This window comes from Ancylobacter sp. FA202 (genome assembly GCF_000380205.1).
Taxonomy (GTDB): Bacteria; Pseudomonadota; Alphaproteobacteria; order Rhizobiales; family Xanthobacteraceae; genus Ancylobacter.
This window is the reverse complement of sequence record NZ_KB904818.1, coordinates 313554-331401: the sequence shown is the minus strand read 5'-3', so window position 1 is coordinate 331401 and position 17848 is coordinate 313554. Positions and strand designations below refer to the sequence as shown.

The following is a 17848-nucleotide window of genomic DNA, read 5'->3' as shown; positions in this document are numbered from 1 at the left end:
GCGCCGAGAAACCCGATGACCGAGCTTTCCATTTCCCTGCTTCCCGAGACGCCCGCCGACGATGCCGCCATCGAGCGGCTGATCGCCCGCACCTTCGGCCCCGGCCGCTATGCCCGCACCGCCTTCCGGCTGCGCGAGAACAACCCGCACCGGCACGACCTTTCCTTCACCGCCTCTATCGGCACCATGCTGGTCGGCTCGGTGCGGATGACGCCGATCCTTATCGGCACGGTTCCCGCGCTGCTGCTCGGCCCGCTGACCGTGGAGCCGCCCTTCCGCTCGCACGGCATCGGCCGGCGGCTGGTGGAGCGGGCGCTGGAGGCGGCGAAGGCGCTGGCGCAGGGCGAAGGCGCGGCGCGGCTGGTGCTGCTGGTGGGCGACGAGCCCTATTATGGCCGCATGGGCTTCCAGCGCGTGCCGCGCGGGCAGGTGAGCCTGCCCGGCCCGGTGGACCCCGCCCGCGTGCTGGTGTGCCCGCTCGACGCCACGCCGATGGACGCCGTGCGCGGGCCGGTGCGCAGGGCCTTCGCCCCGGCGGCGGTTCAGGAAAGCGCGTAGCGCAGCCGGCGACGCGGTCCGCGCCTCACAAGGCGCCGAGCAGCGCCTTGTGGAACGCCTCCGGCGCCTCGACCTGCGGCGAATGGCCGAGGCCGTCGAACTCGATCAGCCGGGCGCCGGGGATGGCCTTCGCGGTCTGCTTGCCGAGTTCCGCGTAGTTGCCGAGCGACTGCGCCACTTCCTTTGACGCGCGGTTGGCGCCGGGGGCGGTCTTGTCATTGGTGCCGATGAACAGCAGCGTCGGCACGGCGATGTTGCCGAATTCGTGCACCACCGGCTGGGTGAAGATCATGTCGGAGGTCTGCGCCTGGTTCCAGGCGACGATTTCCTTGCCCGGCCCGCCGGCGAGCCCGGCCGACATGGCGACCCAGCGGTCGTACTTCGGCTTCCACTGGCCGTTATAGTAGAATTTCAGCTGGTAGGCCTTGATGCGCTCGAAGCTCGTTTTCAGCTCGTTCTGGTAGAGCTGGTCGATCGTGGCATAGGGCACGCCCTTGGCCTGCCAGTCCTCCAGCCCGATCGGATTGACCAGAACCAGCTTTTCCGTCGCGGTGGGAAAGGCGAGGGCGTAGCGCGCCGCCAGCATGCCGCCCATGGAATGGCCCATGATCGCAGCCTTCTCGATGCCGAGCGCGGCGAGCAGCTGATGGGTGTTGTCGGCCAGCTGATTCAGGCTGAACTGGTAGCCCTCCGGCTTCGAGGAGGCGCAGAAGCCGATCTGGTCGGGGGCGATCACGCGGTAGCCGGCGCCGGCCAGTGCCCGGATCGTGTCTTCCCAGGTCGCGCCGCAGAAATTCTTGCCGTGCAGCAGCACGACGGTGCGCCCGTTGGGTGTGGTGGTCGGCGCCACGTCCATATAGGCCATGCTCAGCGCCTTGCCCTGCGAGGCGAGGTCAAAGCGCTTCACCTCGAACGGATAGGCGAAGCCTTCCAGCTGCGGGCCATAGGTCGGGGGAGTGTCGGCGAGGGCGAGCGTGCTCAGGCTGACAAGCGCGGCGGACAGGCACAGGCGGACGGGATTCACGCGGTGGGATCTCCTGGTCAGGCTCCCGAGGCTTCGCCGCAGGTCTTGGCAGCGGCAAAGTCTTGGCAGCGGCAAAGTCTTGGCAGCGGCAAAGTCTTGGCAGCGGCAAAGTCTTGGCAGCGGCAAAGTCGGGGTGGCCGGGTCAAGCCCGGTCCTGAGGGAGGATGGGACGCCTGACATTAGGGCGCGCGCTGCCCCGGCCCAGTCACAAGGGCGGGAAGTCACACGGGCGGGAGGGGCTCACCGCCCCTCGCGCCCTGGGAGAGGGCTTACCGGCCCTCGCGGGCCCAGGCGGCGGCGACGCCGGCGAGCAGGATCAGCAGGCCGGACAGGCCGGCGAAGAGCGGGAACAGGCCGAGCCCGCGCACGACAGACACCTCCCGCATGGCAAGGCCCATCCAGTCCTCGCCGGCGAAGCGCTCGCCCGAGCGCACGGCGATGACGCGCGGCACAAAGCCGGCGAGGTCCGCCATGCGCCAGACGCCGCCGCCTGTCGCCTCGACGGTCGGGCGCAGCGCCTGCGTCGTCGACGTCACCTCGGCGAATTCGCGCGGGTTGAGCGGGCCGACATTGACCAGCGCGGTGTGGGTGCCGTCGGTGGCGCGCCACAGGCCGAGCATGTCGGCGGGGAAGCTGACGCGGAACAGCCCGGGCGCGGCGGGCTCCAGCGTCACCCGCCGCGTGGCGCCGGTGGGAGTGGTGATGGTGACAGGCGGGGCGCTGTCGCCCATGGTCTGGCGCTCGACCATGAGATCGCCGCCCTGGGCGACCATGCGCAGGCGCTCCTCCTCCAGGTCCGGCTCCTTCATCAGCCAGTGCGACAGCCGGCGCAGCAGATCGATATGCGGCCCGCCGCCCTCATAGCCGCGCGCCCACAGCCAGAAATGATCGGACAGCAGCAGCGCCACCCGGCCTTCGCCGACGCGGTCGAGCAGCACGACGGGCTTGCCGTTCGGCCCGTCCATCACGCTGGTGCCGCGCGCGACATCGGTATCGACCAGGCGGAAGAAGCGCGACCAGGCCGGCGGGTCGCTCTCCGAGCCCGGCAAGGCGCGGGTGACGGGGTGGCGCTGGCCGGCCTCGGTGAGCAGCGGGCGATAGGGTGTTTCGGTCATCTGCCCGGTGGGGCCGGCGGGCAGGATGGAATCCAGCGGGGTGTAATAGACCGAGCCGTCGGAGATATAATCGGTGCCGGCGGCGACCAGCAGCGCGCCGCCTTCCTCCACATAGCGCACGATATTGTCGAAATAGATCATCGGCAGCACGCCCTGCTGGGCGTAGCGGTCGAAGATGATCAGATCGAATTCCTTGATCTTCTGCTGGAACAGCTCGCGGGTGGGGAAGGCGATCAGCGACAATTCATTGATCGGCGTGCCGTCCTGCTTTTCCGGCGGGCGCAGGATGGTGAAATGGACGAGGTCGACATTGGCGTCTGATTTCAACAGGTTGCGCCAGGTGCGCTCGCCCACATGCGGCTCGCCTGACACCAGCAGCACCCGCAGCTTGTCGCGCACCCCGTCGATGGAGACGGCGGCGCGGTTGTTGACGGCGGTCAGCTCGCCCTCAAGGCCGGCGGCCTCGATCTCGACGATGTTGGCCCCCGCATGGGTGATCTCGACCTCGATCTCGGCCGGCTGGCCTGATGTGACGATGGGGCGGGCCACCACCTCGCCATCGCGGCGCACGGTGACGGAAACCCGCGCGCCTGCGGGCGCGCCCTCATCCTCGACCTTGTAGCCGATGGTCTGGTTCTGCCCGACAATGCCGAAGCGCGGGGTGGAGGTGAGCGCCACGCGGCGGTCGCGCTCGCCCTCCTGGCCGGAAATGATGGCGTGCACCGGCGCGTGGAAGCCGAGCGCGGCGATGGTGGCGGGGATGTCGTGCACCCGCCCGTCGGTGAGGAAGATGGCGCCGGCCACCCGCTCGGGCGGCACATCGGCGAGGCCAGCGGAAAGGGCGGTGAACAGGCGGGTGCCGTCCACCTCGCCGGCGCCGCCGCCGGCGTCGATGAAGCGGATTTCGGCGCCCTGTTCCTTCAGCCGGGCGAGGCGGGTGTCGAGCTCGGCGCGGGCGGCCTGAGTCATCTGCGTGCGCTCGCCGAAATCCTGGCTGGCGCTCTGGTCGACGACGACGGCGACCACGGTGGAGAGCGGCTCGCGCTCCTCGCGGGTGAGGGAAGGGTTAGCCAGCGCCAGCACGGCCAGCGTGATCGCCAGCGCCCGCAGCAGCGAGCCACGGGTGCGCGAGACGATCACCAAAAGCGCCACCGCGCTGGCGATCACCGCCGCGGCGATCAGCCAGGGCAGCGGGATCAGCGGATCGAAAGCGAGGCCGAGATTCATGGGAGGCATCCGTCGGCGCGGGTGTTACCCCCTCTCCCCGCGGGGGAGAGGGATGGGGAGAGGGGGCTACGCCCACCGGCCGCGTCGTCGCCCCTCACCGACCCGCTGCGCGGGCCACCTCTCCCCGACGGGAAGAGGCAGGTGGGCCGGATGACCTGAGAACAACTCACTGGCCCAGCCTTTCCAGCAGCGCCGGCACATGCACCTGGTCGGCCTTGTAGTTGCCGGTGAGCACATACATCACGAGGTTGGCGCCGGCGCGGAAGGCGAGTTCGCGCTGGCGCGGGCCGCCATCGGAGACCGGCAGCATGGGCTGGCCGACATCGTCCAGCGCCCAGGCGCCGGCGAGGTCGTTCGAGGTGATGACCACGGGCGAGACGCCGTCGCCGGCGCGGGCGGGGCGTTCCTCCGCCTCGTCGGCGGCCGGCAGCGCCTCCACCCAGGTGGTGCCGCCGGTGAAGCGGCCGGGGAAATCGCGCAGCAGGAAGAACGCCTTGGTGAGCACGTGGTCGCGCGGCACCGGCTCCAGCTCGGGAATGTCGAGGCCTTCGAGTATGGCGCGCAGCGTCGCGTTGGCCGGCGAGCCGGCGCCATTGGAGCCGGGCAGGGTGGTTTCGGCGTCGCGGGTGTCGAAGATGACGGTGCCGCCCTGCTTCATGAAAGCGTCGACACGGGCCAGCGTCTGCGCGCTCGGGCGCTCGCTGCCGGGGACGATCGGCCAGTAGATCAGCGGGAAGAAGGAGAGTTCGTCGGTGGCGAGGTTGACGCCCATCGGCTCGCCGGCCTCCAGCGCCGTGCGCTCGCCGAGAAAGTCAGTCAGCCCCTTCAGCCCGGCGCGGCTGATGGCGTCGGTCTCGGCATCGCCGGTCACGACATAGGCGAGGCGGGTGGAATTGGTGGCCTGGATGGCGAAGTCGATCTCGCTCTGCGTCATCGGCTTGTCTGGCACGGCGGCGGTGGCCGGCGCGGTGGTGGCCGGCGCGCTTTGGGCGAGCGGTTGCGTCAGCTTTTGGGGCTGGGCCTGCGCGCCCGGCGGCAGCAGGGCGGCGAGGCCGAGCGCCAGCAGGAGGGCGGCAGCCCCGCCGGTGGCGCCCTTGGCCGCCCGGCGGGCGGTGAGGCGGGAGACGCCGCCGGCGAGCAGGAACACGATCAGCGCATCGACCAGCAGCAGGGCGAGCAGCGCCACCAGCAGCGGGGCGCGCAGGTCGCGCGGGGTGCTGTCGCGGTAGGGCTCCAGCCGGCCAAGGCTTGAGAGATCGAGCGGCACCAGCGTGTCGCGCGGCAGCAGGGCGTTGACCGCCACCAGCCCGTCCGGCGGGCCGTAGAAGCCGGGCGGATGGTCGGCGATGGCGCGGCCGCGATAGCCGACGGGGATCGCCTTGGCGGTCGGCATGCTGGGGCGGAAGGCGCCGAAGCCGTCGAGCAGGCGGGTGGGCGCGAGCGTCTCGCCGTTCAGCACCGGCCCGCCGGCCGCGTCCACCGCCACCTCGCTGGCGGTGGAGCCGCCGAGCGCCACCACCCGGCGCAGCATCTCGACGAAGGCGCCCGAGATCGGCAGGTTCGACCAGGAGGTGTCGGCGGTGACATGGAACAGCGCCAGCGTGCCGGCGCCGCGCCGCTCGCCGGTGACGAGGGGCGTGCCGTCGGAAAGGGTGGCCCAGGTGCGGGCGCCGAGCAGCCCGTCCGGCTCGGCCAGCACCTGCCGGTTGACGGTGATGTCGTCCGGCACCGGCACGTCGCGGAACGGGCCCTCAGTGGAAAAGCCGCCGAGCGATTGCGGCTGTTCCCAGGACAGCGAGCCGCCGAGCACCCGGCCGCCGCGCCGCAGCGTGACGGGGACAAGCTCGTCCGAGCCATTGGCGAGGCGGGGGCCGGCGAAGCGGATGAGCACGCCGCCGCCCTCGACCCAGCGTGACAGGCGGGCCTGCGTTTCCGGCGGCAGCGTGCCGACATCGGAGAGGATGATGACCGGCAGCTTCTGCTCGATGAAGCGGTCCACCGCCTCGGCGGTGGAGGCGCCCTCGGCGGCGCGGATATCGGCGAAAGGGGCGAGCGCGCGGGTGAGGTAATAGGAGGGCGCGAGCAGAGGCTGGCGCTGGTCGGCGGCGACGCCGGAGACGACGCCCACCGCGCGGCGGCGCCAGCGCTTGTCGAGCAGCTGCACCGCGCCGGCGGAGGCCTCGTCGCGTATGTCGAGCCGGGCGACCTCGTTGCGGATCTCCACCGGCAGGTCGAAGCGCGCCTCGCTCTCGGTGGCGCCGGGCTCGAAGGCGAAGGGCGCCTCGCCGAGCGGCAGGCCGCGCATGTCGAATGCGCGCACCACGCCGGCGCGCGGCACGGTCTGGCGGTCGGCGCGCAGCACCTTCACGGTGAGCGCATCCACCGCATTGTCGGCGCCGGCCAGCGCCAGCGGCTCGTTCACCCCGTCGACCAGCGTGGTCAGCGGGCGATTGCCTGTGATGGCCAGCAGCTCGGCCGGGGCGGCGCCGGGGCCGTCAAGCGCCACGCCATCGGAGAGATAGATCACGCTCGCCTGCGGGGCGGCGGCCAGCGCCTTGCCGAGGCTGGCGAAGGCGGCGGCGCGGTCGGGCACGAAGGGCACGGGGGAAAGGGTGCGCAGGCGCTCGCGCGCCTCGTTCGGCGCCATTACGCGCGGTTCCAGCGGCGGCTCGCCGGTGGGAATGAGGATGATTCCGCGCCCTTCGAGATCGGCATCGGCGACCACGCCCTCGGCGCTGGCGCGGCGGGGGGGGCCCAGCCCGCGGCGGCCGGCCAGCCGGAATCGATCAGCAGCGCCACCGGGCCTGAAGAGGCCGGGCCGGCGACCGGCGGATTCCAGATCGGGCCGGCGGCGGCGAGAATGATGATGGCCGCCAACAGCAGCCGCAGCACGGTGAGCCACCACGGCGTGCGGGCCGGGGTTTCCTCCTTCGGCGGAATGTCGAGCAGGAGGCGCATCGGCGCGAAGGCGATCTTGCGCGGGCGCGGCGGTACCAGGCGCAGCAGGAACCACAGCAGCGGCAGGGCGGCGAGCGCGGTCAGCAGCAGCGGGGTGGCGAAGGCGAGGGGCAGCCCGAACAGGTTCATGCCGCGTGTCCCGTCTGGTCGGCACCGTCGACGGCGGCGCCCTCGCGGGGCGGCACGGCGCCATGGCCCCCGCTCATGCGCGCATGCAGCGCCAGCAGCACTTCGCTGGCCGGCCGGTCGGTGCGGTGGACGAGGAAGCTCCAGGTGCGGCGCTCGGCCTCGCGGCGGATGGCCTCGCGATGGGTGGCGACGCGGGCGACATAGTCCGCCCGCACCGTCTCGGCGCGGCCGATGGTCAGCGTCGCGCCGCTTTCCGGCTCGCGGAACTCGACCCGGCCGGAATAGGGGAAGGTTTCTTCCGCCGGATCGCAGACCTGCACCACATGGCCATGCGCGCCGGACGAGGCGAGGCCGGCAAGGCTCGTCACCACCTCCCGCGTCGGGCTCCACAGGTCGCCAAGCAGCACCACCTCGGCCAGCGGCGAGGGCGCGAAGGCGGGCGGCAGGCTCTGCGGCAGGCTTGCGGCGTGGATGAGCGATTCCGCCATCTTCTCGACGATGCGGCGCGAGGCGGACGGGTTCATGACGCCGGGAATGCCGACGCGCTCACCGCCGCGCACGAGCAGTTCAGCAAGGGCAAAGGCCAGCACCAGCGCCCGGTCGCGCTTGGTCTCCCACACCAAAGGCGAGGCGAACACCATGGAGGCCGAAAGGTCCGGCCAGATCCACACCGTGTGGGCGGCCTCCCATTCACGCTCGCGCACATACAGATGATCGTCGCGGGCGGAGCGGCGCCAGTCGACACGGTTCGACGGCTCGCCATCGTTGAAGCGGCGGTACTGCCAGAAATTCTCGCCGGTGCCGGCGCGGCGGCGCCCGTGCAGGCCGTGATAGACGCTGGCCGCGATGCGGCGCGCCTCCAGCACCAGCCGCGGCATGGCGGCGATGAGGCCGGCGGCATCCTGCGCGGCGCTTCGCACGGCGGTATCGGCCTCGAACTCCACCCGGTCAGGTCTCCGTCACACGGTTGGCGGCGTATGCCGCGGGTAATGGTCTGCGGCTCGCGCCGCGGTTAAACAGGTTCAGCCGATGCGCTTGGCCAGCTTGGCGATCACCCCCGGCACCGTCTCGCCATCGGCGCGGGCGGCGAAGGTGAGCGCCATGCGGTGCTTGAGGATCGGCTCGGCCAGCGCCACCACGTCGTCGATCGAGGGGGCATAGCGCCCGTCCAGCAGCGCGCGGGCGCGCACCGCGAGCATCAGCGATTGCGAGGCGCGCGGGCCGGGGCCCCAGGAGATGAACTTGGAGAGATCGCCGGCCTCCGAGCCCGGACGGGCGGAGCGGACGAGGGTGAGGATGGCCTCGACCACGGATTCGCCCACCGGCAGGCGGCGCACCAGACGCTGAGCGGCGGCGAGCTCTTCCGCGTTCATCACCGCGCGCGGCTTGGTTTCCTCAGCGCTTGTGGTGTCGAACAGGATTTTCCGCTCGGAATCGCGGTCGGGGTAATCGACGTCGATTTCCATCAGGAAGCGGTCGAGCTGGGCTTCGGGCAGCGGATAGGTGCCCTCCTGCTCCAGCGGGTTCTGCGTCGCCAGCACGTGGAACGGCTTGGGCAGATCATGGCGCACGCCGGCGACGGTGACATGGCCTTCCTGCATCGACTGCAGCAGCGCCGACTGGGTGCGGGGCGAGGCGCGGTTGATCTCGTCCGCCATCAATAGCTGGGCGAAGACCGGGCCGGGAATGAAGCGGAAGGAGCGGCGCCCGCCCGCGCTTTCCTCCAGCACCTCGGCGCCGAGAATGTCGGAGGGCATGAGGTCGGGGGTGAACTGCACGCGGCGGGCGTCGAGACCCAGCACCACGCCGAGCGTTTCCACCAGCTTGGTCTTGGCGAGGCCGGGCACGCCGACCAAGAGGCCGTGGCCGCCGGACAGCAGGGTGATGAGCGTGCGCTCCACCACCGCCTCCTGGCCGAAAATGACCGCGCCGATGCCGGCACGGGCGGCGCGCACATTGGCGGCGGTGGATTCCGCCGTGCGGATGATCATGTCATCGAGGGATTCGAAATTCTCGCCGGTGGCGGACGTCATGCCGTGCTCCTGCAATCCCAAATCCCGCGCTCCACACCGCCCTGCCGGGCGTGCCGCGAGACGTTCTGTCTTTTCCGTCCTCCGGCATTGTGCGTTGCAACAATACGATTGCAATGCACCATCCGCAATTCCACTGGTCGGGACTCGCGTGCCGGCATGGGCTTCCGAAGGACCGAGCTTACGCTATCTTGCAACCGCGTCGACTATCGGGCGGGGGATCACGACTGCGCGATTGCGGCTGTGTGACACGGATTGGTTCATGAATTCAGCGGTTTCCGGCCGATTTGACGAATTGGTGCGCGCGGTGGGAAACGGGGCGGAGCGGGCCCTGCCGCCGCTGGAGCGGTGGAATCCGCCCGATTGTGGCGAAATCGACATCGTGATCGACCGCGAAGGGGTGTGGCACCATGAGGGCCGGCCCATCCTCCGGCCGGCGCTGGTGCGCCTGTTCGCCTCGGTGCTGCGGGCCGAGGGGACGCGCCATGTGCTGGTGACGCCGGTGGAAAAGCTCGGCATCACGGTGGAGGACGCGCCTTTCCTCGCCGTCGAGATGGCGGTGGAGCCGGGCGACGGCGAGCCGCGCCTCGTCTTCCGCACCAATCTGGACGACCTCGTGCCGTGCGACCGCGACCATCCGCTGCGGGTGGAAACACGGGCGGATGGCGAGCCGCGACCCTATCTGTATGTGCGTCGCGGCCTGTGGGCGCGGCTGACGCGGGCCGTATTCCTCGATCTCGCCGAGCGGGCGGAGGAGCGCGTGGTAGAAGGGCGGCCCGTGTTCGGCGTCGCCTCGGGCGGGGCGTTTTTCGCCCTGGCGCCCGCCGGGACGCCGAAGGAGGAGGGATGAACGCCGTGCCTGCCAACGTGCTGACGACGCCGGGCGCGACCGACGCGGCGCCGCTCGATCTCGGCGATTTCCTCGCCCGTGCCCGCACCCGCCTGCTCGCCGTGCCGGACCTCCATGGCGACCCGGTGCGCGGCGACCATGAGCTGACGCCGGAATTCCGCGCGCTGGTCGATGCCCGCCCGGTGCGCGGTGCGGCGGTGCTGGTGCCGATCATCGCCCGCGAACGGCCGACCGTGCTGCTGACGCTGCGCTCGGCGCATCTCTCCAGCCACGCGGCACAGATCGCCTTTCCCGGCGGCAAGATCGATCCGGAAGATGACGGCCCGCTCGGCACGGCGCTGCGCGAGGCGCAGGAGGAGGTGGGGCTGGCGCCCGGCCTTGTCGCGCCGCTCGGCTATCTCGACGCCTATCTCGCCCGCACCGGCTACCGCATCATTCCGGTGGTCGGGCTGGTGCAGCCCGATTTCGGCCTGACGCTGAACCCGGGAGAGGTGGACGAGGCCTTCGAGGTGCCGCTCGATTTCCTGATGAATGACGGCAACCACCAGCGCGAGAGCCGCGAATGGCTCGGCATGGTGCGGACCTTCCACGCCATGACCTTTGAGAAGCGCCGCATCTGGGGCATCACCGCGGGCATTCTGCGCAGCCTCTATGAGAGGATCTACGTCTGATGGCCCGCATTCTCGCCCAGCTGGCGCTGTTCGTCCTGCCCTTCCTCGCCTTCGCGCTCTATCTGCGCTACGGCCGAAAGGTCGATTCCTGGCTTTCCGGCTGGTCGCTGCGGGCGATGATCGTCTGCTCGATCATCGCCGTGCTGCTGGTGGCGGGCAGCCTCGTGGTGATGGAATCCTCTTCGCGCGGGCCGACCACCGGCCGCTATGTGCCGCCGACCTGGCAGGACGGCGTGATGGTGCCGGGGCATATCGAATGAACCCTCTCGTTGAGGGCCGCCCCGGCCTTGCCCGCGTGCTGGCCGCGCTGGATGGCGATGGCGAGGAAGCGCGCATCGTCGGCGGGGCGGTGCGCGACTGGCTGATCGGGCGCGGGCTGCGCTCCGATATCGACATCGCCACCACGGCCCTGCCGGAAGAGGTGACGGCGAGGGCGAAGGCCGCCGGGCTGAAGCCGGTGCCGACCGGCATCGAGCACGGCACGGTGACGGTGATCGCCGATGGCGAGCCCTATGAAGTGACGACGCTGCGCGAGGATGTGGAGACCGACGGGCGGCGCGCCCGCGTCGTCTTCGGCCGCAGCTGGGCGCAGGACGCGCGCCGGCGCGACTTCACCATGAACGCGCTCTACCTCACCCGGTCCGGCGAGCTGGTCGACCTCGTCGATGGCGCGGCGGACGCGAAGGCGGGGTGCGTGCGCTTCATCGGCGATGCCGACACCCGCATCCGCGAGGACTACTTACGCATCCTGCGGCTGTTCCGATTTCACGCCGCCTTCGGCCGGGGCCCGCTCGACCCGCCGGCGCTGGCAGCCGCCATCCGCAACCGCGAGGGGCTGGACCGGCTCTCGCGCGAGCGGGTGCGGGCCGAACTGATGAAGCTCCTCGTCGCTCCCCGCGCGGCCGAGACGCTGGCGCAGATGCAGCAGGCCGGCCTGCTGGCGCCGGTTCTGGGGCGCGAGGGCGACGTGCCCGCCTTCGTCCGCCTCGCCGAGGTGGAAGCCGCGCTGGGCCTCGCCCCGGACGCGGTGCGCCGGCTCGGCGCGCTCACGGTGCGCGAGGCAAGCGAGGCACAGGCGCTGCGCGCGGGGCTGCGGCTGTCCAATGCCGAGGCCACGCGGCTGGAGGCGCTCGCCGGCCCGGCGCCGACGCCCGGCATGTGCGAGAAGGGGCAGAAGGCATTTTTGTACCGCATGGGCCGCGACGCTTTTCAGGACCGGGCGCTGATCGCCTTCGCCCGCGCCGGCGCGCCGCTGGACGATGAAGGCTGGCGCGCGCTGGCGGCGATCGCCGCCGACTGGCCGATCCCGGCATTTCCGCTGAAGGCCGGCGATTTCCTCAAGCGCGGCATGGCCCCCGGCCCCGAGTTGGGGGCGGCGCTGAAGCGGGCCGAGGAAGCCTGGATCGAGGCCGGCTTCCCGATGGACGCGCCGGCGCTGGCGGGGATTGTCGAGGCGGCGGTGGGCTGAGGGCCGTGCCTCGTGTCCGGGGATGAGGGGACGTGGTCGGCACGGGGCGCGTTCGCGCTCGGCCAAGGCCCCCCATTTTTCCCTCATGCCCGGGCTCGACCCGGGCACCCAGACTTCAGGCCGGACCGATGGGCGGAATGTGAGATGATGTGCTGCGGTGACGAAAAGGCTGGGTGCCCGGGTCAAGCCCGGGGATGAGGGGACAGAGAAGGGGGCAATGGGTCCGCACTGGGTCTACATCCTCGCCAGCCAGCGCAATGGCACACTGTATGTCGGCGTGACACGTGACCTGCCCAAGCGCGTGCATGAGCATCGCACCGGGCTGTTCGGCGGGTTCACCGATCGCTATGCGGTGAAACTCCTCGTCTTCGCCGAGCCGCATGACACGGCCGTGGCGGCGATCCAGCGCGAGAAGAACATCAAGCATTGGCCCCGTCGCTGGGAGCTCGCGCTTATCGAGCACGACAATCCCGACTGGCGGGACCTCTACGCTGATCTCGTGTGAGGGCGGACAGGCCGGGTCCCCCGGGTCACGCCCGGGGATGAGGGTGATGTTGGATGGGGGCGGGGCGTTTCGCGCGGCACAATCCCCCCTCCCTCATGCCCGGGCTCGACCCGGGCACCCAGAGGGCGCGTCGGCTCGACGGAAGGACCTCTACGCTGATCTCGGGCGAGGGCGGACAGGCCGGGTCCCCCGGGTCACGCGCGGGCAGGAGGCAGCCTTGCGGCGAGCGCCTGTTTCAGCCGGCCGGCCGCGGCGCGGCCGAGGGTGATCGGCTCGGCCTTGCCGACCAGGGTGAGCCTGACCTCGTCGCGCGAGCGCATGTCGAGACTGCGGACGCGGGCGCAATTGACCAGGATGGAGCGGCCGGCGCGCAGGAAGGGCGGGCAGGGCAGCAGAGCCTCGAAATGCCCGATATTGCGCAGGATCATCAGCGGCGGCTGGTCGGTCACGTGCACGCGGCTGAAATCGCCCTCCGCCTCGATGGCGAGAATATCGCCGGGCGCGCAGCGCAGCAGCCGTCCGGGCGCCCGCAGTTCGAGGGTGGCGGGCTCCTTTGGCGGCGGCGCGAGGAGGCGGCGCGCCCGGTCGAGCGCCGCGTCGAGCCGGGGCTGCGCCACGGGCTTGAGCAGATAGTCGATCGCTTCCACCGCGAAGGCATCGACGGCATATTCCGCATAGGCGGTGACGAAAATCACCCGGGGCGGAGCAGCCATGCCGGTGAGCAGGTCGAAACCGTCGGCGCCGTTGAACGCGATGTCGAGCAGGATCAGGTCGGGGTGCAGACGGGCGATCAGCTCCATCGCCTGTGCGACGCTGTCGGCCTCGCCGACAATCTCGACATCTTCATGCGGGGCGAGCAGGCGGCGCAAAGCGCGGCGGGCCAGCGGTTCGTCATCGGCGATCAGGACGCGGAGCACATGTCCCCCTCGATCCGCAGCGTGGCGACGACCTGTCCGCCCTCGATCTCCCGGAGATCGAAGGCGTGCCGGCCGGGATAATGAACGTCAAGCCGGCGGCGTAGATTGGCGAGGCCGAGCCCATGCCCGGCGCGCAGGCGATGGGCGGGCTCCAGCCGGCCGGTATTGGTGAGATCGACGCGCAGGGTCTCGCCCTCCAGCGCGACATGGACGGCAAGCTCCAGCACCTGCGAGCGGTCGCCATGCTCCACGGCGTTCTCGGCGAGCGGCTGGAGCAGGCTGTTGGGAAGGCGCCGGCCGGCAATGGCCGGGTCCATTTCCACCCGCACGCGCAGCCGGCCGCCGAACCTCGCCTGCTGGATCCTGAGATAGGCCAGCAGCGCCGCGACCTCCTCCTCCACCGGCACCATGGGCGTGCGGATGCCGGCGAGGACATGGCGGAGATAATCGGTGAGATCGCGCAGCATCGCCAGCGCTGCATCGGGATGCTCGGGCACTTCCTCGGCGATGCCGTTCAGCGCGTTGAACAGGAAATGCGGGTTGATCTGCAGCCGCAAGTGCTGGATCTCGGCGGCGAGCGCCTCGGCCTTCGCCGCGAGCATCTGGGTCTCGGCGGTGAGCGCGGCGGCGTGCGCGGCCTGGCGCTGGCGATCGGCGCGCAACCAGAAGAACAGGAGGCTCCAGCCGGTCAGCGCCACCGCGTAATGGGTGAAGGGCAGCGCGATCTCCTCCAGCGCCCCCCAGTCCGGAATCGCCCAGTCGAAAAGCTGGCGCGCCAGCATGGTGGCCGCGACCACCAGCGCCGAGGCCGCGCTGGAGAACAGCACCAGCACCCCGAAGATGCGCGGGCCGAGCACCGCGCCGGCGAAGGCGCCGTCATAGATGCGGCCGAGCACCGTCGAGAGGCCCACAAGCAGGAGAAAAGCCAGCCCGCTCATCGACAGCGCGGCGGTGAGGTCCTGATAGGTGATCTGCCGGTTCACCAGATCGACAAGGGTGAACAGGCCCCAGCCGGCGATCTGGATCCGGGCGAAGGAACCAAGGCGCCACCGCGCGCCGGGCGCAGCGATAGGCAGGGGCAGGGTGCTCACCTGAAGGGCTCCGGGGACAGGGCAGGATCACAGGCAGGGAGGGCGGGGCGGGACCGCCGGCAGGCTCGTCGATTTCTGCGCCCCGTTCATCGAGTCGCAGGCGTCGCGGCGGTGCCGGAGTGCTTAGCCCATGGCATCTTTCCCGCGCGGTGCCTAGAGCACGCGCCGACCGGACCGTGGTGCCGGCCTGATGCGGCGCGGCTTCGCGCGCGGCCTGCGGCTTTCCGGCGGCTCACCGCTCACAGGATCTGCGAATGGTCGTCCCGCCCGTTGCCCGTGCCCTGTCCTCCTGCCGGCCGGCCTTCCTCGCGGTGGCGGCGTTTTCGGCCGTGATCAACCTGTTGATGCTCGCCGGTTCGCTCTACATGCTGCAGGTCTATGACCGGGTGCTGAGCGCGCGCAGCGTGCCGACGCTGGTCGGCCTGTCGCTGCTGCTGCTGGCCGCCTATGCGCTGCAGGGCTTTCTCGATTCGGTGCGGGTGAAAATGCTGGCGCGGATCGGCGCGCGCTTCGACGAGCAAATCTCCCCGCTCGCCTTTGCCGCCGCCCGCCGCCTGTCGCTGGCCGGACGGCGCGCCGACGAGGCGCTGCAGCCGATCCGCGACCTCGATCACATCAGGGGCTTTCTCGCCTCGCTGGGCCCCACCGCGCTGTTCGACATGCCGTGGATGCCGCTGTTCTTCGCCGGCTGCTTCCTGCTGCACCCCTGGCTCGGCCTGCTGGCGCTGGGCGGAGGCGTCCTCATCGTCGCGCTGACGCTGGCGAGCGAACGGGCCAGCCGTTCGGCCCTCAAGGCGCAGATGGCCAGCCGCGCCGCGCGCGAGGCGCTGGCCGAGGCGTGCCGGCGCAATGCCGAGGCGGTCACGGCGATGGGCATGGGCGGAGCCTTCGGCGGCAAGTGGCTGGAGGTCAACCGGCGCCATGTCGGCGACTGGCTGGCCGCCGCCGATATCACCGGGGCCAGCGGCGCCTTCGCCAAGGTGTTTCGCATGGTGCTGCAATCGGCGGTGCTGGGGCTCGGCGCCTATCTCGCCATTCACGACCAGATTTCCGGCGGGGCGATGATCGCCGCCTCGATCATGACCTCGCGGGCGCTGGCGCCGATCGAGATCGCGGTGGCTAACTGGAAGGGCTTCATCGCCGCCCGGCTCGGCAAGCGCCGGCTGGCCGAGCTGCTGGACGCGCCTTCAATGGCCGCGCGCGCGCCCACCGCGCTGCCGGCGCCGGCCGCCTCGCTCACGGCGGAGGCGCTTGTCGTGACCGCCCCCGGCCGCGCCGCACCCATCGTGACCGGCGTTTCGCTCCACTTGGAGGCCGGGCAGGGGCTCGGCATCATCGGCCCCAGCGCCTCCGGCAAGTCGACGCTGGTGCGGGCGCTGGTCGGCGTGTGGCCCGCGCTCAAGGGCGAGGTGCGGCTCGACGGCGCGCGGCTCGACCAATGGGCGCCGGACGCGCTGGGCCGCCATGTCGGCTACCTCCCGCAGGATGTCGAACTGTTCGACGGCACGGTGGCGGAGAACATCGCCCGTTTTGTCCCCAACGCCACGGCCGAGGCCATCCTCGCGGCGGCGCGGGCGGCGGGAGCGCATGAGCTGATCCTGCGGCTGGAACAGGGCTACGACACCCGCATCGGCGAGGGCGGGATGGCGCTTTCCGGCGGCCAGCGCCAGCGCATCGGGCTGGCCCGCGCGCTCTATGGCTCGCCCTTTCTCGTGGTTCTCGACGAGCCCAATTCCAACCTCGACACCCAGGGCGACGCCGCGCTGACGCGGGCGGTGCAGGGCGTGCGGGCGCGCGGCGGCATCGTGATCGTCGTCACCCATCGCCAGAGCGCCATCGCCGGGCTCGACCGGCTGGCGCTGATGGCCGAGGGCCGGCTGCAGGCCTTCGGACCGGCGGAGGAGGTGCTGGCAAAACTCGCCCGTGAGTCCCGCCTTGCCGGCCTGCCCGGCCTCAAGCCGGCGGTGGCCTCATGACAAACGCCTCTCCCTCGGACCATGGCGCCGCCCTTCGCCGGCTGACCCTGCTGGGCGGCGCCGCCGTGCTGCTCTTCGCCGGTACGATCGGCGTCTGGGCGGTGACGTCGACGCTGACCGGCGCGGTGGTGGCCTCCGGCCAGTTCGTCGTCGACGGCAATGTGAAGAAGGTGCAGCACGCCACCGGCGGCATTGTCGGCGCGCTGAACGTGCGGGAGGGCGACCGGGTCGAGGAGGGGGCGGTGCTGATCCGGCTCGACGACACCATCACCCGCGCCAATCTCCAGCTGGTGACGCAGCAGCTCGATGAATTCGCCGCCCGGCGCGGCCGGCTGCTGGCCGAGCGCGACGGGCTCAGCGCGAGCACGGTCGCGCCGGAACTGGCCGCGCGCGGCGGCGAGCCTGATATCGCGGCGCTGATCGCCTCCGAGCAGAACCAGTTCGCCGCCCGGCGCGCCGCGCGCGCGGGACGCCAGGCGCAGCTGGCCCGCCGCATCGCCCAGCTGGAGGACGAGATCGCCGGGCTGCGGGCGCAGCAGGCGGCGCGCGACCGGCAGGCGGTGCTGATCGCCGAGGAACTGGCGGGCGTGCGCGAACTCTACGCCAAGAACCTGGTGGCGCTGAGCCGCAAGGCGGCGCTGGAGCGGGAAGCGGCCGAACTCGACGGCGAGAGCGGCCGCCTTGTCGCGGCGGTGGCGCAGGCCGAGGGCCGGATCGCCGAGACGCGGCTGCAGGTGATCGAGATCGACGACGTGCTGCGCGAAGAGGTGATGAAGGAGCTGGGCGAGATCCAGGCCAAGGCGGCCGAACTCACCGAGCGCCGCATCGCCGCCGAGGACCAGCTGAAGCGGGTCGACATAAGGGCGCCGAGCGCCGGCTTCGTGCACCAGCTCGCCGTGCACACGGTGGGCGGCGTCATCAGCCCGGCGGAACCGGCGATGCTGATCGTGCCGGCCCGCGAGGCGCTGCAGGTGGAGGTGCGGGTGAACCCGCCTGATATCGACCAGATCGTGCCCGGCCAGCCGGCGCAGATCCGCATCCACGCTTTCAACCAGCGCACCACGCCGCAGCTGGCCGGCACGGTGGCGCGCATCTCCGCCGACACCAGCCGCGACCCGCAGAGCGGGGCGGTGTTCTACACGCTGCGTGTGGCGATACCCGCCGAGGAACTGGCGCGGCTCGCCCCGCAGGCGGTGAGCCCGGGGATGCAGGCGGAGGTGTTTGTGCAGACGCAGGACCGCACGCCGCTGCACTACCTCGTCAAGCCGCTGCAGGACCAGATCGCCCGCGCCTTTCGCGAGCGCTGACCCTGCGGGAGGGGGGGCCCTG

14 protein-coding genes and 1 pseudogene are annotated in these 17848 nt (G+C 71.2%); 8 read left to right on the top strand and 7 right to left on the bottom strand.

What is annotated here, in order from left to right; all coding sequences use genetic code 11:
* Positions 1 to 15: 15 nt before the first annotated feature.
* Positions 16 to 558: a GNAT family N-acetyltransferase gene (locus A3M1_RS0101465; RefSeq protein WP_018387172.1), complete on the top strand. Its 543-nt coding sequence runs from the start codon at positions 16 to 18 to the stop codon at positions 556 to 558.
* Positions 559 to 583: 25 nt separating this feature from the next.
* Here the strand turns inward: A3M1_RS0101465 and A3M1_RS0101460 are convergent, their stop codons facing one another.
* The 5 genes and pseudogenes from A3M1_RS0101460 to A3M1_RS0101440 form a co-directional block, all read right to left on the bottom strand.
* Complete coding sequence (locus tag A3M1_RS0101460; RefSeq protein WP_018387171.1) at positions 584 to 1582, bottom strand: alpha/beta fold hydrolase; 999 nt, start codon at positions 1580 to 1582, stop codon at positions 584 to 586.
* Between the two features lie 269 nt (positions 1583 to 1851).
* Positions 1852 to 3924, bottom strand: coding sequence for a membrane protein (locus A3M1_RS0101455; protein ID WP_018387170.1), 2073 nt, complete (start codon positions 3922 to 3924; stop codon positions 1852 to 1854).
* A 166-nt stretch (positions 3925 to 4090) separates the two neighbouring features.
* Positions 4091 to 7011: pseudogene (locus A3M1_RS24855) on the bottom strand (DUF4159 domain-containing protein).
* Positions 7008 to 7955 (bottom strand): DUF58 domain-containing protein, encoded by a 948-nt coding sequence (locus A3M1_RS0101445; RefSeq protein ID WP_018387169.1) that lies wholly within the window; start codon positions 7953 to 7955, stop codon positions 7008 to 7010. Before A3M1_RS0101445 ends, A3M1_RS24855 begins: the two are co-directional and overlap by 4 nt.
* 78 nt (positions 7956 to 8033) lie before the next feature.
* On the bottom strand, positions 8034 to 9044 hold the full coding sequence (locus tag A3M1_RS0101440) for a MoxR family ATPase (RefSeq protein WP_018387168.1): 1011 nt from the start codon (positions 9042 to 9044) through the stop codon (positions 8034 to 8036).
* 259 nt (positions 9045 to 9303) lie between these two features.
* Between A3M1_RS0101440 and A3M1_RS0101435 the strand changes: the two genes are divergently transcribed.
* The 5 genes from A3M1_RS0101435 to A3M1_RS0101415 all read left to right on the top strand — a co-directional run bounded on the left by A3M1_RS0101435 (position 9304) and on the right by A3M1_RS0101415 (position 12535).
* Entirely contained in the window at positions 9304 to 9891 is a 588-nt protein-coding gene (locus A3M1_RS0101435; RefSeq protein WP_018387167.1) for a DUF1285 domain-containing protein, read from the top strand.
* Positions 9888 to 10562: a CoA pyrophosphatase gene (locus A3M1_RS0101430; RefSeq protein ID WP_018387166.1), complete on the top strand. Its 675-nt coding sequence runs from the start codon at positions 9888 to 9890 to the stop codon at positions 10560 to 10562. The genes A3M1_RS0101435 and A3M1_RS0101430 overlap by 4 nt, the downstream gene beginning before the upstream one ends.
* Complete coding sequence (locus tag A3M1_RS0101425; protein ID WP_018387165.1) at positions 10562 to 10822, top strand: DUF6111 family protein; 261 nt, start codon at positions 10562 to 10564, stop codon at positions 10820 to 10822. The genes A3M1_RS0101430 and A3M1_RS0101425 overlap by 1 nt, the downstream gene beginning before the upstream one ends.
* A complete protein-coding gene (locus A3M1_RS0101420; protein WP_018387164.1) occupies positions 10819 to 12030 on the top strand; it encodes a CCA tRNA nucleotidyltransferase in 1212 nt (403 codons plus the stop codon). Before A3M1_RS0101425 ends, A3M1_RS0101420 begins: the two co-directional genes overlap by 4 nt.
* Positions 12031 to 12247: 217 nt before the next feature.
* Positions 12248 to 12535 carry a GIY-YIG nuclease family protein gene (locus A3M1_RS0101415; RefSeq protein ID WP_018387163.1) on the top strand — a complete coding sequence of 96 codons (288 nt, stop codon included), beginning with the start codon at positions 12248 to 12250 and terminating at the stop codon, positions 12533 to 12535.
* A 194-nt stretch (positions 12536 to 12729) separates the two neighbouring features.
* Here A3M1_RS0101415 and A3M1_RS0101410 read toward each other — a convergent pair whose 3' ends face one another.
* Both A3M1_RS0101410 and A3M1_RS0101405 read right to left on the bottom strand, forming a co-directional pair.
* Complete coding sequence (locus tag A3M1_RS0101410; RefSeq protein ID WP_018387162.1) at positions 12730 to 13452, bottom strand: LytTR family DNA-binding domain-containing protein; 723 nt, start codon at positions 13450 to 13452, stop codon at positions 12730 to 12732.
* Positions 13437 to 14543, bottom strand: a complete 1107-nt coding sequence (locus A3M1_RS0101405; protein ID WP_018387161.1) for a sensor histidine kinase — start codon at positions 14541 to 14543, stop codon at positions 13437 to 13439. Before A3M1_RS0101405 ends, A3M1_RS0101410 begins: the two co-directional genes overlap by 16 nt.
* A 254-nt stretch (positions 14544 to 14797) precedes the next feature.
* On the opposite strand from A3M1_RS0101405, the gene A3M1_RS0101400 reads away from it, so the two are divergent.
* Both A3M1_RS0101400 and A3M1_RS0101395 read left to right on the top strand, forming a co-directional pair.
* Positions 14798 to 16519, top strand: coding sequence for a type I secretion system permease/ATPase (locus tag A3M1_RS0101400; RefSeq protein ID WP_018387160.1), 1722 nt, complete (start codon positions 14798 to 14800; stop codon positions 16517 to 16519).
* On the top strand, positions 16516 to 17826 hold the full coding sequence (locus A3M1_RS0101395; RefSeq protein ID WP_018387159.1) for an HlyD family type I secretion periplasmic adaptor subunit: 1311 nt from the start codon (positions 16516 to 16518) through the stop codon (positions 17824 to 17826). Before A3M1_RS0101400 ends, A3M1_RS0101395 begins: the two co-directional genes overlap by 4 nt.
* Positions 17827 to 17848 lie beyond the last annotated feature (22 nt).

Bases quoted from the DNA above. Each gene is read 5' to 3' on its own strand.
- A3M1_RS0101440 (WP_018387168.1), bottom strand. From the start codon at position 9,044: ATGACGTCCGCCACCGGCGAGAATTTCGAATCCCTCGATGACATGATC.
- A3M1_RS0101415 (WP_018387163.1), top strand. From the start codon at position 12,248: ATGGGTCCGCACTGGGTCTACATCCTCGCCAGCCAGCGCAATGGCACA.
- A3M1_RS0101435 (WP_018387167.1), top strand. From the start codon at position 9,304: ATGAATTCAGCGGTTTCCGGCCGATTTGACGAATTGGTGCGCGCGGTG.
- A3M1_RS0101420 (WP_018387164.1), top strand. From the start codon at position 10,819: ATGAACCCTCTCGTTGAGGGCCGCCCCGGCCTTGCCCGCGTGCTGGCC.
- A3M1_RS0101425 (WP_018387165.1), top strand. From the start codon at position 10,562: ATGGCCCGCATTCTCGCCCAGCTGGCGCTGTTCGTCCTGCCCTTCCTC.
- A3M1_RS0101465 (WP_018387172.1), top strand. From the start codon at position 16: ATGACCGAGCTTTCCATTTCCCTGCTTCCCGAGACGCCCGCCGACGAT.
- A3M1_RS0101430 (WP_018387166.1), top strand. From the start codon at position 9,888: ATGAACGCCGTGCCTGCCAACGTGCTGACGACGCCGGGCGCGACCGAC.
- A3M1_RS0101455 (WP_018387170.1), bottom strand. From the start codon at position 3,924: ATGAATCTCGGCCTCGCTTTCGATCCGCTGATCCCGCTGCCCTGGCTG.
- A3M1_RS0101395 (WP_018387159.1), top strand. From the start codon at position 16,516: ATGACAAACGCCTCTCCCTCGGACCATGGCGCCGCCCTTCGCCGGCTG.
- A3M1_RS0101400 (WP_018387160.1), top strand. From the start codon at position 14,798: ATGGTCGTCCCGCCCGTTGCCCGTGCCCTGTCCTCCTGCCGGCCGGCC.